General features: G+C 69.5%; 18 protein-coding genes. 17 read left to right on the top strand and 1 reads right to left on the bottom strand.

The window, feature by feature from the left end; all coding sequences use genetic code 11:
• Positions 1–25 precede the first annotated feature (25 nt).
• From rpsE to MM438_RS12115, 14 genes are all read left to right on the top strand, one after another.
• Positions 26–682, top strand: a complete 657-nt coding sequence (gene rpsE, locus MM438_RS12180) for a 30S ribosomal protein S5 (RefSeq protein ID WP_241452829.1) — start codon at positions 26–28, stop codon at positions 680–682.
• On the top strand, positions 682–864 hold the full coding sequence (gene rpmD / locus MM438_RS12175; protein WP_050347860.1) for a 50S ribosomal protein L30: 183 nt from the start codon (positions 682–684) through the stop codon (positions 862–864). Before rpsE ends, rpmD begins: the two co-directional genes overlap by 1 nt.
• 2 nt (positions 865–866) lie before the next feature.
• Positions 867–1,367, top strand: a complete 501-nt coding sequence (gene rplO, locus MM438_RS12170) for a 50S ribosomal protein L15 (RefSeq protein WP_241452828.1) — start codon at positions 867–869, stop codon at positions 1,365–1,367.
• 111 nt (positions 1,368–1,478) lie between these two features.
• Positions 1,479–2,807, top strand: a complete 1,329-nt coding sequence (gene secY, locus MM438_RS12165) for a preprotein translocase subunit SecY (protein ID WP_241452827.1) — start codon at positions 1,479–1,481, stop codon at positions 2,805–2,807.
• Positions 2,807–3,370, top strand: a complete 564-nt coding sequence (locus MM438_RS12160) for an adenylate kinase (RefSeq protein ID WP_241452825.1) — start codon at positions 2,807–2,809, stop codon at positions 3,368–3,370. Before secY ends, MM438_RS12160 begins: the two co-directional genes overlap by 1 nt.
• Entirely contained in the window at positions 3,370–4,230 is an 861-nt protein-coding gene (map, locus tag MM438_RS12155) for a type I methionyl aminopeptidase (RefSeq protein WP_241452824.1), read from the top strand. Before MM438_RS12160 ends, map begins: the two co-directional genes overlap by 1 nt.
• A 177-nt stretch (positions 4,231–4,407) precedes the next feature.
• Positions 4,408–4,629 (top strand): translation initiation factor IF-1, encoded by a 222-nt coding sequence (infA, locus tag MM438_RS12150; protein WP_006946284.1) that lies wholly within the window; start codon positions 4,408–4,410, stop codon positions 4,627–4,629.
• A gap of 88 nt (positions 4,630–4,717) precedes the next feature.
• Positions 4,718–4,831, top strand: a complete 114-nt coding sequence (rpmJ, locus tag MM438_RS12145; protein WP_019286332.1) for a 50S ribosomal protein L36 — start codon at positions 4,718–4,720, stop codon at positions 4,829–4,831.
• A 248-nt stretch (positions 4,832–5,079) separates the two neighbouring features.
• Positions 5,080–5,460 carry a 30S ribosomal protein S13 gene (rpsM, locus tag MM438_RS12140; RefSeq protein ID WP_241452823.1) on the top strand — a complete coding sequence of 127 codons (381 nt, stop codon included), beginning with the start codon at positions 5,080–5,082 and terminating at the stop codon, positions 5,458–5,460.
• 108 nt (positions 5,461–5,568) lie between these two features.
• Positions 5,569–5,973 carry a 30S ribosomal protein S11 gene (rpsK, locus tag MM438_RS12135; RefSeq protein WP_241452818.1) on the top strand — a complete coding sequence of 135 codons (405 nt, stop codon included), beginning with the start codon at positions 5,569–5,571 and terminating at the stop codon, positions 5,971–5,973.
• 23 nt (positions 5,974–5,996) lie between these two features.
• Complete coding sequence (rpsD, locus tag MM438_RS12130) at positions 5,997–6,602, top strand: 30S ribosomal protein S4 (RefSeq protein ID WP_241452814.1); 606 nt, start codon at positions 5,997–5,999, stop codon at positions 6,600–6,602.
• A gap of 191 nt (positions 6,603–6,793) precedes the next feature.
• Positions 6,794–7,810: a DNA-directed RNA polymerase subunit alpha gene (locus tag MM438_RS12125; protein WP_241452812.1), complete on the top strand. Its 1,017-nt coding sequence runs from the start codon at positions 6,794–6,796 to the stop codon at positions 7,808–7,810.
• A 79-nt stretch (positions 7,811–7,889) separates the two neighbouring features.
• The gene (gene rplQ, locus MM438_RS12120; protein ID WP_241452811.1) at positions 7,890–8,447 is read left to right on the top strand and encodes a 50S ribosomal protein L17; all 558 of its coding nucleotides are present in this window, start codon (positions 7,890–7,892) and stop codon (positions 8,445–8,447) included.
• A 132-nt stretch (positions 8,448–8,579) separates the two neighbouring features.
• A complete protein-coding gene (locus MM438_RS12115; RefSeq protein WP_241452810.1) occupies positions 8,580–9,458 on the top strand; it encodes a tRNA pseudouridine synthase A in 879 nt (292 codons plus the stop codon).
• Positions 9,459–9,551: 93 nt separating this feature from the next.
• Here MM438_RS12115 and MM438_RS12110 read toward each other — a convergent pair whose 3' ends face one another.
• Positions 9,552–10,151 (bottom strand): helix-turn-helix domain-containing protein, encoded by a 600-nt coding sequence (locus MM438_RS12110; protein ID WP_241452808.1) that lies wholly within the window; start codon positions 10,149–10,151, stop codon positions 9,552–9,554.
• Between the two features lie 237 nt (positions 10,152–10,388).
• Here MM438_RS12110 and rplM point away from each other — a divergent pair, with 237 nt between their 5' ends.
• The 3 genes from rplM to glmM all read left to right on the top strand — a co-directional run bounded on the left by rplM (position 10,389) and on the right by glmM (position 12,935).
• A complete protein-coding gene (gene rplM, locus MM438_RS12105; protein WP_241452806.1) occupies positions 10,389–10,832 on the top strand; it encodes a 50S ribosomal protein L13 in 444 nt (147 codons plus the stop codon).
• A gap of 45 nt (positions 10,833–10,877) precedes the next feature.
• Positions 10,878–11,381: a 30S ribosomal protein S9 gene (gene rpsI, locus MM438_RS12100; RefSeq protein WP_241452804.1), complete on the top strand. Its 504-nt coding sequence runs from the start codon at positions 10,878–10,880 to the stop codon at positions 11,379–11,381.
• 198 nt (positions 11,382–11,579) lie between these two features.
• Positions 11,580–12,935, top strand: coding sequence for a phosphoglucosamine mutase (glmM, locus tag MM438_RS12095; protein WP_241452803.1), 1,356 nt, complete (start codon positions 11,580–11,582; stop codon positions 12,933–12,935).
• Positions 12,936–13,063 lie beyond the last annotated feature (128 nt).

The following is a 13,063-nucleotide window of genomic DNA, read 5'->3' as shown; positions in this document are numbered from 1 at the left end:
ACGTTTCAGGAAAGAGGAACATCTGATGCCAGGACCTCAGCGCCGCGGAACCGGCGCCGGCACCGGCCAGAACGGTGGCGAGCGCAACAACGACCGCCGTGACCGTCGCGAGCGCAACGACCGCCGCGACTCCGCCGAGAAGAGCCAGTACATCGAGCGCGTCGTGGCGATCAACCGCGTCGCCAAGGTGGTCAAGGGTGGTCGTCGCTTCAGCTTCACCGCGCTCGTCGTGGTGGGCGATGGTGACGGCACCGTGGGCGTCGGTTACGGCAAGGCCAAGGAGGTGCCCGCGGCGATTGCCAAGGGTGTCGAGGAGGCCAAGAAGGCCTTCTTCCGTGTGCCCCGTATCGCCGGCACCATCCCCCACCCCGTCCAGGGTGAGGCCGCCGCAGGCGTCGTCCTGCTCCGCCCGGCCGCCCCTGGTACCGGTGTCATCGCCGGTGGCCCGGTGCGCGCCGTGCTCGAGTGCGCGGGCATCCACGACGTCCTGTCCAAGTCCCTGGGCTCGGACAACTCGATCAACGTGGTGCACGCCGCCGTCGCCGCCCTCAAGGGTCTGGAGCGTCCGGAGGCCGTCGCGGCCCGCCGTGGCAAGTCCCTTGAGGACGTCGCCCCGGCCGCCCTGCTCCGGGCCCGCGCCGCCGGCATGGCGTCGTCCGCCCCCGCGGAGGTGACTGCGTGATGGCACGCCTCAAGGTGACCCAGACGCGCGGCCACGTCGGCTGCAAGCAGAACCAGCGCGAGACCCTGCGCACGCTCGGTCTCAAGCGCATCGGCGACGTCGTCGTCAAGGAGGACCGCCCCGAGATCCGCGGCATGGTCCGCACGGTCGCCCACCTGGTGGCCGTCGAGGAGGTTGACTGATCATGGCTACGACCAAGAAGGCTGCGGCCGGCGAGCAGGAGCTTCCTGCCGACGGCACCACGCACGCCCTCAAGGTGCACCACCTGCGTCCCGCCCCGGGTGCCAAGACCGCCAAGACCCGCGTCGGTCGTGGTGAGGGCTCCAAGGGCAAGACCGCAGGCCGTGGCACCAAGGGCACCAGCTCGCGCTACCAGGTTCCCGAGCGCTTCGAGGGTGGTCAGACGCCGCTGCACATGCGTCTGCCCAAGCTCCGCGGCTTCAAGAACCCTTTCAAGACCGAGTACCAGGTCGTGAACCTCGACAAGATCTCGGCGCTGTTCCCCGAGGGTGGCACGGTCACCGTCGCGGACCTCGTCGAGAAGGGTGCCGTCCGCAAGGGCTCGCTCGTCAAGGTGCTCGGCACCGGGGAGATCTCTGTCAAGGTCGACGTGACCGCTGACAAGTTCTCCGGCTCGGCCAAGACCAAGATCGAGGCGGCCGGCGGCACCACCACCGAGGCCTGACCTCTCACACGAACGACCCCGGAAGCCACCCAGCTTCCGGGGTCGTCGTACGTTCTGGGCTTACGGCGCCCGGATGCTACTCTCGGCAGGTTGCGTCCCCGAGGAGGACCTGTGCTCACGGCCTTTGCCCGGGCGTTCAAGACGCCTGACCTTCGCAAGAAGATCTTGTTCACCCTGATGATCATGGCGCTGTTCCGGGTGGGCTCGTTGGTGCCCACGCCTGGCGTGGACTATGCCGACGTTCAGCAGTGCCTGGCGGGCGCCAGCTCGACCTCCGGCGTGCTGGGGATGATGAATCTCTTCAGCGGCGGCGCCCTGCTCCACCTGTCGATCTTCGCGCTCGGCATCATGCCGTACATCACCGCGAGCATCATCGTGCAGCTGCTGACCGTCGTGATCCCGCGCTTCGAGGCCCTGAAGGAAGAGGGTCAGTCGGGCCAGACCAAGCTGACGCAGTACACGCGCTACCTGACGATCGGGCTGGCGATCCTGCAGTCCGCCACGTACGTGACGTTCGCGCGCAACCCGCAGCAGCTGTTCGGCGGCCAGTGCACGTCGATCATGCCGGACGAGTCGTGGACGGCCCTGCTGATCATGGTGATCACCATGACTGCCGGGACCGGCCTGGTCATGTGGATGGGAGAGCTCATCACCGACCGCGGTGTCGGCAACGGCATGTCGTTGCTGATCTTCACCTCGATCGTCGCCGGCTTCCCCACCGCCATGTGGTCGGGCGTCGCGGCCAACGGGCGGCAGATGGGTCGCTTCGCGATGGTGATGGCGCTCGGCATCCTGATCGTCGCCGCGGTGGTGTTCGTGGAGCAGTCCCAGCGGCGCGTTCCGGTGCAGTACGCCAAGCGCCTCGTCGGCCGTCAGGTCTACGGCGGCTCCAGCACCTACATCCCGCTGAAGATCAACATGGCCAACGTGATCCCGGTGATCTTCGCGTCGTCCCTGCTGCAGCTGCCGATGATGGTGGCGCAGTTCCAGCAGGGCCGGGCCAAGGACGGCTCCATCCCCGGGTGGGCGGAGTGGATCATGACGCACCTGGGCCGCGGCAGTGGGCTGTGGTATGGCGTGATCTTCTTCGTGCTCATCGTGTTCTTCACGTTCTTCTACGTGTCGATCACGTTCAACCCCAAGGAGGTCTCGGACAACATGAAGCGCTACGGCGGCTTCATCCCGGGCATCCGCGCCGGCCGCCCCACCGAGCAGTACCTCGACTACATCCTGACCAGGCTCACGGTCGTGGGGGCGCTCTATCTCGGGATGCTCTCGCTGATCCCGATCCTCGCCCTCGAGGGGATGGGCGACGGGGTCGCTCAGAACTTCCCGTTCGGTGGCACCTCTCTGCTCATCATGGTCGGTGTGGGTCTGGAGACCGTGAAGCAGATCGAGGCACAGCTCGAGCAGCGCAACTATGAAGGGTTCCTCCGCTAATGCAGCTGATCATCATGGGCCCCCCTGGGGCTGGTAAGGGCACGCAGGCCGCCAAGATCGCCGACGAGCTCGGCGTCCCCGCCATCTCGACGGGCGACATCTTCCGCGCCAACATCAAGAACGAGACCGAGCTGGGTCTCAAGGTCAAGGAGATCACCGCGGCGGGTCAGTACGTGCCCGACGAGATCACCAACGCCATCGTCGCGGACCGTCTCGCCCAGCCCGACTGCGAGCCGGGCTTCCTGCTCGACGGCTACCCGCGAACCGTGGGCCAGGTCGAGGCCCTCGACGGCATGCTGGCCGAGGCCGGCCGCTCCATTGACGCGGTCCTGGTCCTGACGGTCGACACCGACGCCGTCGTCCAGCGCCTGCTGAAGCGCGCCGAGATCGAGGGGCGCGCCGACGACACCGAGGACGTCATCCGTGAGCGGATGGCGGTCTACGCCCGCGAGACGGCCCCGCTGGTCGACGTCTACCGCAGTCGCGGCCTGCTCCGCGAGATCGACGGCATGGGTGCGGTCGACGAGGTCACCACCCGCCTCCTGACGACCGTGAAGGCCTGATGTTCGGCCGCTCCAAGCTCCAGGGCAAGACCGACGACCAGATCCGGGCCATGCGGCGCGCGGGTCTGGTCGTCGGCCAGACGCTCGAGATGCTGAGCCGTGAGCTGCGTCCGGGCATGACCACGGGGGAGCTCGACCGGTTGGCCGAGACCTTCATCCGGGACCACGGGATGCGCCCGAACTTCTCCGAGGTCCCCGGCTACCGGCATACGCTCTGCGTCTCGGTCGGTCCCGAGATCGTGCACGGCATCCCCGGTGAGCGCGTGCTGCGCGAGGGTGATCTCGTGTCCGTCGACTGCGGCTGCTACGTCGTGCAGGACGGCACGCCCTGGCACGGGGACGCCGCCCGCACCTTCGTCGTCGGTGGTCGCGAGGCGGGTCGTCCGGCGGAGCTGGCGCTGTCCGATGCGACGGAGGCGTCGTTGTGGGCGGGGATCGCGGCGCTGCGCGTCGGGGGCCGGCTGCACGACGTCGGTGCGGCCGTCGAGGACTCCGTCGAGGCCGCCGGCGCCAGGGACGGGGTCGACTACGGGATCGTCGAGGACTACGTCGGTCACGGGATCGGCACTGCGATGCACATGGAGCCCCAGGTCTACAACTACCGGGTCCGCGAGCGGGGCCCGGTCGTGCGTAGCGGCGTGACGATCGCCATCGAGCCGATGGTCACGCTGGGCTCGCCGGAGAGCCACGTCCTCCAGGACGGGTGGACCGTGGTCACCGACGACGGCTCGGCCGCCAGCCACTGGGAGAACTCCGTCGCGGTCACCGACGCCGGTGTGTGGGTGCTCACCGAGGTGGACGGTGGGGAGGCACGCCTCTCGGCCCTCGGAGCGTCGTTCGCCCCGCTCGACCGGGGATGACCGGCCGGGGGCCCGTCCCCGCGGATTTCGCCGGGTGCGGCTTCTTGGCGTAGGCTGGTGCGTCGGCTCACGAGCAACTTGAACGTGAGTCAGGCTGGCGTGTCGAGCGTCGGCCGATGTGTGCCATGGCGGTCGCGCTGCGTCCCTGCAGGACCGCCCCGACGGAATGTGGAGGACATGGCCAAGAAGGACGGTGTCATCGAGATCGAGGGCACGATCGTGGAAGCTCTCCCGAACGCGATGTTCCGGGTCGAGCTCACCAACGGTCACAAGGTGCTCGCCCACATCTCCGGGAAGATGCGTCAGCACTACATCCGCATCCTGCCCGAGGACCGGGTCGTCGTCGAGCTCAGCCCGTATGACCTGACCCGAGGGCGCATCGTCTTCCGGTACCGCTGACCGGTTCCCGGTCGGCGCGGAGGCACATCCCGTTCCACCCGCCTGGTGCACGTCCGTGTGCCGGGCCCGATCTGAAGACAGTAGGCAGATGAAGGTTCAGCCGAGCGTCAAGAAGATCTGCGACAAGTGCAAGGTGATCCGCCGCAACGGTCGGGTCATGGTGATCTGCGAGAACGCCCGCCACAAGCAGCGTCAGGGCTGATCACCGACCGGGAGCTCCGGCCCCCGGTCCCGCACGGCGCGCAGGCTTTCGCCGCACGCAATGCAGCAGGACAGCAGCACCCGGCACCAGGCCTCGACCTGGACGTCACCCCCGGCACGGAGGCCGGGGACCGCAGCCGGCACCCGAGCGAGGGGCCCGACCACTGACAGGGCTCCGAGCCACGACGGTGCAGGTATGGCGGAACGGTGTTGCTCCAGACCTCCGTACACACCAGGAGAACCAACCACATGGCTCGTCTCGTTGGAGTCGACCTGCCGCGCGAGAAGCGCGTCGAGGTCGCACTGACGTACATCTTCGGCGTGGGTCGCACCCGCGCCGTGCAGACGCTCGCCGCCACGGGTGTTGACCCGTCCACGCGCGTCAAGGACCTCACCGAGGAGGAGCTGGTCAAGCTCCGCGACCACCTCGAGGAGAACTTCCAGATCGAGGGTGACCTCCGCCGCGAGATCGCTGCCGACATCCGCCGCAAGGTCGAGATCGGTTCCTACGAGGGTCTGCGCCACCGTCGTGGCCTGCCCGTCCGCGGTCAGCGCACCAAGACCAACGCCCGTACCCGCAAGGGTCCGAAGCGCACGGTCGCCGGCAAGAAGAAGGCCGGCAAGAAGTAACCCCTGATGTGAACCGAGCCTGCCCGGGGCGAACCTCGGCGCACGGCACATCAGTCGGTCCACTTCACGCACAGTCTTCACTTTCCGAGCACAAGGAGTACCAGGCACATGCCTCCCAAGGGCCGTCAGGCTGCGGCGAAGAAGATTCGCCGCAAGGAAAAGAAGAACGTCGCCCACGGGCACGCTCACATCAAGAGCACGTTCAACAACACGATCGTCTCCATCACCGACCCGACCGGCGCGGTCATCTCGTGGGCGTCTGCCGGCCAGGTCGGCTTCAAGGGCTCCCGCAAGTCCACGCCGTTCGCTGCGCAGATGGCCGCGGAGGCCGCTGCCCGCCGGGCGATGGACCACGGCATGCGCAAGGTCGACGTCTTCGTCAAGGGCCCGGGCTCGGGCCGCGAGACGGCGATCCGCTCGCTGACCGCCACCGGCCTCGAGGTCGGCGCCATCAGCGACGTCACGCCCACCCCCCACAACGGCGTGCGCCCGCCCAAGCGCCGTCGCGTCTGAGACACGGAAGGAGTTACTGACTTATGGCTCGTTACACCGGACCCATGAGCAAGAAGTCCCGTCGTCTCAAGACCGACCTCGTCGGTGGCGACCGGAACTTCGAGAACCGCCCCTACCCGCCCGGCATGCACGGCCGCGGTCGCGTGCAGGAGAAGGAGTACCTCCTCCAGCTGCGCGAGAAGCAGAAGGCCCGCTACATGTACGGGGTTCTGGAGAAGCAGTTCCGCAACTACTACGAGACGGCTTCCCGCCGTCCCGGCAAGACCGGCGAGAACCTGCTCCAGATCCTGGAGTCCCGTCTGGACAACGTGATCTACCGCGCCGGTCTGGCCCGCACCCGTCGTGCGGCCCGTCAGCTGGTGAGCCACGGCCACTTCCTGGTCAACGGCGTCCGCGTGGACATCCCGTCCTACCAGGTGACGCAGTACGACATCATCGACGTCCGACCGAAGTCGGTGAACACCTTCCCGATCGAGCTGGCGCGCCAGACCTTCGGTGAGCGTCCCGTCCCGGCGTGGATGCAGGTCGTGCCCAGCACGCTGCGCATCCTGATCCACCAGCTTCCCGTGCGCGAGCAGATCGACGTGCCGGTCGAGGAGCAGCTGATCGTGGAGCTCTACTCCAAGTAACAGGCCCCGACGGATGGCGGTGGGCCGGGTCTCGGCCTGGCCTGCCGCCATCCTTCTGAGGTCGGCGATCTGGCAGGCTTGGCCTGCAGGATCACCTGGGCCGGTCCAGAGACAGAGCTGGATCGGTCGTCCCCGTCGCGGGGAAGTCATGAGACGTCATATGGCGGGCGTCCATGGGAAGGAATCACACCGTGCTGATCGCACAGCGTCCGGTGCTCTCGGAGGAGCAGGTCTCCGAGTCGCGCTCCCGCTTCACCATCGAGCCCCTCGAGCCGGGCTTCGGCTACACCCTCGGAAACTCGCTGCGGCGCACGCTGCTGTCGAGCATCCCGGGTGCCGCCGTCACCAGCCTGCGGATCGACGGGGTCCTCCACGAGTTCTCCACCGTCCCCGGGGTCAAGGAGGACGTGACCGAGTTCATCCTGAACATCAAGGGTCTCGTCGTCTCCTCCGAGCACGACGAGCCCGTGGTGATGTACCTGCGCAAGCAGGGACCGGGCGCCGTCACGGCGGCCGACATCACTCCGCCGGCGGGGGTCGAGGTGCACAACCCCGACCTGCACATCGCGACGCTCAACGAGAACGGCAAGTTGGAGATGGAGCTGACCGTCGAGCGCGGTCGCGGCTACGTCTCGAGCCACCAGAACAAGTCCGGTGACCAGGAGATCGGGCGCATCCCGGTCGACTCGATCTACTCGCCGGTGCTCGCCGTGACCTACAAGGTCGAGGCGACGCGTGTCGAGCAGCGTACGGACTTCGACCGCCTCGTGGTCGACGTGGAGACCAAGAACTCCATGACCCCCCGCGACGCCATGGCCTCTGCCGGCAAGACGCTGGTCGAGCTCTTCGGGCTGGCCCGCGAGCTCAACGTCGAGGCCGAGGGCATCGACATGGGCCCGTCCCCGACGGACGCGGCGCTGGCCGCCGACCTGGCCCTGCCGATCGAGGATCTCGACCTCACGGTCCGGTCCTACAACTGCCTCAAGCGCGAGGGCATCCACACCGTGGGCGAGCTCGTGGGGCGCAGCGAAGCCGACCTGCTCGACATCCGCAACTTCGGTGCGAAGTCGATCGACGAGGTCAAGGCCAAGCTCGTGGGCATGGGCCTGCAGCTCAAGGACAGCCCGCCCGGGTTCGACCCGGCCAGCATCGCCGAGGCCTACGACAGCTACGAGGACGACATCGCCCTCGAGGACGAGCAGTACTGATACCCCCTGACGGGCCGCAGCCTGACCTCACGACGCCGTCGGCGTCACCTGCGGCCGGTCGGAAGACCTAGGAGAAACCATGCCTACCCCTACCAAGGGTCCCCGTCTCGGCGGCGGTCCGGCTCACGAGCGTCTGATCCTGGCCAACCTGGCCACCTCGCTCTTCGAGCACGACCGCATCACCACCACCGAGGCGAAGGCCAAGCGCCTGCGCCCGCTCGCCGAGCGCATGATCACCTTCGCCAAGCGCGGTGACCTGCACGCCCGTCGCCGTGTCCTCACGGTGATCCGGGACAAGGGCGTCGTGCACCGCCTCTTCGTCGAGATCGCTCCTGACATGGCCGAGCGCCAGGGCGGCTACACCCGCATCACGAAGGTCGGCGCCCGCAAGGGTGACAACGCGCCCATGGCGGTCATCGAGCTCGTCCGCGAGCCCGTCGCCAAGCGCGCCACCGTCAAGGAGGCCGAGGCGGCCACCCGCCGTGCGGCCAAGGACGCCGAGCCCACCCCGGCGGCTGCCAAGGTCGAGCCGGCCGAGGAGACCGCGCCGGTGTCCACCGACGCCGCCGAGGCCGAGGCCCCGGTGGAGGACGCGCCGGCCACCAAGGCTGCCGAGGCTGCGACCGACGAGAAGTGACCCACACGACCGGGTGACCGGTCGACCTGGGACCCGCGAGGGCCCACCTGCTCCCAGGAGCAGGTGGGCCCTTCGGCATACCTGCTGGTCCTGACCCGGGTGATCGGCGAGGCGCGGCTAGGATCGACCCTCATGGAGACTCCCGGTGCGACGACCCGGCTGCGGGTGGACTTCGCGTATGACGGGACGGACTTCAGCGGGTGGGCCGCTCAACCGGGGCTTCGGACCGTGGAGGAGACCCTGGCCGAGGCCTGGCGAACGATCCTGCGCACCTCGCAGACCCCGCGGCTGACGGTCGCCGGGCGCACCGACGCCGGGGTCCACGCGCGCGGCGCGGTCTGCCACCTCGACGTGGGGGACGCGGAGCTGTCCCGCTTGCCTGGTCGATCGGACCGGCCCCCGACCCAGGCCGCGGTGACCCGGCTCAACGGGGTGCTGCCCGGCGACCTGGTGGTGCGTGCCGTCCGGGTGGCGCCGGGGGGCTTCGACGCCCGGTTCTCCGCGATGGAGCGGAGGTATCGCTATCGCCTCCTTGACGACCCTTCCCGGCTGGACCCGCTGCGGCGCCGGGACACGACGGTGGTGCGGCGCCCGCTCGACCTGGCCCGCATGCAGGACGCGTGCGCGGAGCTCGTGGGGCTGCACGACTTCGGGGCCTTCTGCAAGCAGCGCGAGGGAGCGACCACGATCCGCACGCTGCTGGAGTACTCCTGGCGGCGCGAGGACGACGGCGTGCTCGTCGCGACCGTGCGGGCCGACGCCTTCTGCCACTCCATGGTCCGCGCCCTGATCGGTGGGGCCGTGCCGGTGGGGGAGGGGCGACGGGACGCGGCGTGGCTGCACGGGGTGCTGATCGGCGCCCGCCGCGACCCCGGTGTCGCGGTGATGCCGCCGCAGGGGCTCAGCCTGGAGGAGGTCGTCTATCCCCCGGACGAGGAGCTGGCCGCCCGGGCGGCGGCGGCCCGCAGCGTCCGCACCCTGCCCGGCGCCGACCAGCCCCGCGACGCGTGACCTGGCCGTCCTGGGTCAGCGCCGGTGTGGCGGGGCCCGCTGAGCCTGCCGCCCGCGGGCGACGGGCCCCGACCGGCGCACCCGGCCGAGGGGTCATCGGCGGCGTGGGGGCTTGTCCATGTCGATGGGATAGGCCACGTAGTAGTAGTTGACCCGTTTGGCCTCGGGATTGCCCTGACCCACGGTGCTGTAGGACTCGACGAGCTCGCCGACCCGCTGCTGCAGCTCGCGGAGCTGGACGTCGGTGACCACGATCATCCGGTCGCCCATGCCGGCCGCGTCCTGCCACGCGCGCGGCCAGCGGTGCCGGGCGTCGAGCCAGGCGCCGAACTTGTCGGCGAAGTGCCGCAGCCAGTCGCGCTCCAGCCAGCCGAGCGCGGTGTCGGCGTCCTCGTCGTCGGCGACGTCGCTCGGGTCGAAGCGCGTGAGGTCGGCCGAGGCCGCCCACAGCCGGATCCGGCCCTGGCGATCGCCCACCTCGGTCACCAGCCCCACCTCGGCGAGCTTGCGCAGGTGGTAGGACGTGGCGCCGCTATTGGTGCCCATGACCTTGGCGAGAGCTGTTGCGGTGGAGGGGCCTTCGCGTCGGAGGGCGCCCACGAGGCGGGAGCGCAGCGGGTGGGCCATGACCTTGACGGCGGCCGCGGTGAGCCGGACCGAGGACAGCGGGGGAGGGGGTGATTGGTCTGTCACAGCATACACACTATCTTTGCATAGTTTCTTTGCACAAGAGGTGTGCGTAGATCCATCCGCGGCGCATCGTCGCAGGTCAGAGGTGGTATGGCGGGTGCGTCTCGGTCGTTTGGGGGTCGGGGCCCTGCCCGGTAGACTGGATGACTGTTGTGCCGTGCGCCCTCTGCTGGGCGTGCCCCCGCCGGGAGCCCACGGCATACGCCTCAGAAGCAATCGTCAACGTAAGGCAGAACCACTGTGCGTACGTACACCCCGAAGCCGGGCGAGGTCACTCGCACCTGGCACGTGATCGACGCGACCGACGTCGTGCTCGGCCGTCTGGCCGTCCAGGCCGCCACCCTCCTGCGCGGCAAGCACAAGGCGACCTTCGCGCCGCACATCGACACCGGTGACTTCGTCATCATCATCAACGCCGAGAAGGTCGCCCTCACCGGCGCCAAGCTCGAGCAGAAGCGCGCCTACCGTCACTCGGGCTACCCGGGCGGTCTGAAGAGCACGTCCTACGCCGAGCTCCTGGAGAAGGACCCGACGCGCGCCGTCGAGAAGGCCATCCGGGGCATGCTGCCCAAGAACTCCCTCTCCCGTCAGCAGCTGACCAAGCTCAAGGTCTACCGCGGCGCCGAGCACCCGCACCAGGCTCAGCAGCCTGTTCCCTTCGAGATCACCCAGGTCGCGCAGTAATCGCCTCGCGCGCGACGCTGCCAGTACAGATTCAAGGATTGACACATGGCTGACACCAGCACCGACTTCGAGGCCCAGCTCGACACCGACGAGCCCGAGCTCACCGAGTACACCAGCGAGTCCTCGGCCCCCGTCGAGGCCGCCCGCAAGCCCTCCGCCTCCGCCCCCGGCGCCGGCACCGGCCGTCGCAAGCAGGCCATCGCCCGCGTGCGCATCGTCCCCGGCACCGGCGAGTGGAAGATCAACGGCCGCACCCTGGAGCAGTACTTCCCCAACAAGGTGCACCAGCAGATCGTCAACGAGCCCCTCAAGGTGCTCGAGCTCGACGGCGCCTACGACGTGCTCGTCCGCGTCCACGGCGGTGGCCCCTCCGGCCAGGCCGGTGCGGTTCGCCTCGGCGTGGCCCGCTCGCTCAACGAGGTCGACGAGGAGCTGAACCGTCCGGTCCTGAAGAAGGCCGGCTTCCTCACCCGTGACGCCCGCGTCCCCGAGCGCAAGAAGGCCGGTCTCAAGAAGGCCCGCAAGGCGCCTCAGTACTCCAAGCGCTGATCCGGCACCCGCGCTCGTCGCGGGACCGGTCGGAGCCTCGGCTCCCCGCACCACCACCGCACGGCGGTCTCCTCGGCACGAGGAGGCCGCCGTGCGGTGGTGTCACCCGGCGGTCTTGTCGTCGCGCGAGGGCCACGTAGTACGGTCGTGTCGCACCTCACCCCTGGGCGACATGCGCCCGACGACGAAAGGCCACCTGTGGGACGACTCTTCGGCACGGACGGGGTCCGCGGACTCGCCAACCGTGACATCACCGCCGACCTGGCGCTGCGGCTGTCCGCAGCCGGGGCCCGGGCACTGGGGGACCGGGGCGCCTTCGGCGGTCACCGGTCCGTCGCGGTCGTGGGTCGTGACCCCCGCGCCTCCGGTGAGTTCCTCGGTGCGGCCGTGTGCGCGGGTCTGGCCTCGGCGGGCGTCGACGTGCTCGACGCGGGCGTCCTGCCGACCCCGGCCATCGCCTACCTCACCGGGCGGATGAACGCCTCCATCGGCGCGGTGCTGTCCGCGTCGCACAACGCCATGCCCGACAACGGCATCAAGTTCCTCGCCAAGGGCGGGCACAAGCTGTCCGACGCGGAGGAGGACGAGATCCTCGCGCAGCTGGAGAACGAGGGCTCGGTCGACGACCTCCCCACGGGGGCCGGCGTCGGCCGGATCCGCCCCTTCCCGCAGGGCGCGGAGTTCTACATGGAGCACCTGCTCGCGGCCGTGCCCACGCGCCTCGACGGTCTGCACGTCGTGGTGGACGCCGCCCACGGCGCCGCCAGCCAGGTCGGGCCGCAGGTCTTCGAGCGGGCCGGTGCGACGGTCGACGTGATCGGCGCCTCGCCCGACGGGCTCAACATCAACGACGGCTACGGCTCCACCCACCTGGAGGGCCTGTGCGAGGCTGTCGTGGCCCGCGGTGCCGACCTCGGGGTCGCCTGGGACGGGGACGCCGACCGCTGCCTGGCCTGCGACGCCGAGGGCAACGTCGTCGACGGCGACCAGATCATGGCGATCCTGGCCCTGTCGCTGCGCGAGCAGGGCCGCCTGGCCGAGGACTCCCTCGTCATCACCGTGATGAGCAACCTCGGCCTGCTGCAGGCCATGGAGCGCGAGGGCATCACCACCCGCCAGACCGCCGTCGGCGACCGCTATGTCCTGGAGGACATGCGCGCCAACGGGCTCTCGCTCGGCGGCGAGCAGTCCGGCCACGTCATCATGCTCGACCACGGCACCACCGGTGACGGCGTGCTGACGGCCCTGATGCTCGCCTCCCGCGTCGTCCAGTCCGGCCGGTCGCTCGCCGATCTCGCCTCGGTGATGACCCGCCTGCCCCAGACGCTCATCAACGTCAAGGGCGTCGACAAGGACCGGGTCGGCGCCGACGAGGGCGTCCAGGACGCGGTTCGTGAGGCCGAGCAGGAGCTGCAGGGGACCGGGCGCGTGCTGCTGCGCAAGTCCGGCACCGAGCCCCTCGTGCGGGTCATGGTCGAGGCGCAGACCCAGGAGCAGGCCCAGGCGGTCGCCGAGCGCCTGGCGGGCGTCGTCAAGGACCGGCTCTGCCTCTGAGCGAGCTCGCACGGCTGCGGCCGGGACCGGCGTCACACCGGTCCCGGCCGAATTGCTTTCCCGCCCCGGATGGGCGGACGATGACGAGGCACACGGCGGGCGGCGACGAGGCCGCTCGTCCCGACATA

The organism is Arsenicicoccus dermatophilus, assembly GCF_022568795.1.
GTDB lineage: Bacteria > Actinomycetota > Actinomycetes > Actinomycetales > Dermatophilaceae > Arsenicicoccus > Arsenicicoccus dermatophilus.
Note: the sequence above shows the minus strand (reverse complement) of the source record. Positions and strands in the feature narration are given on the sequence as shown.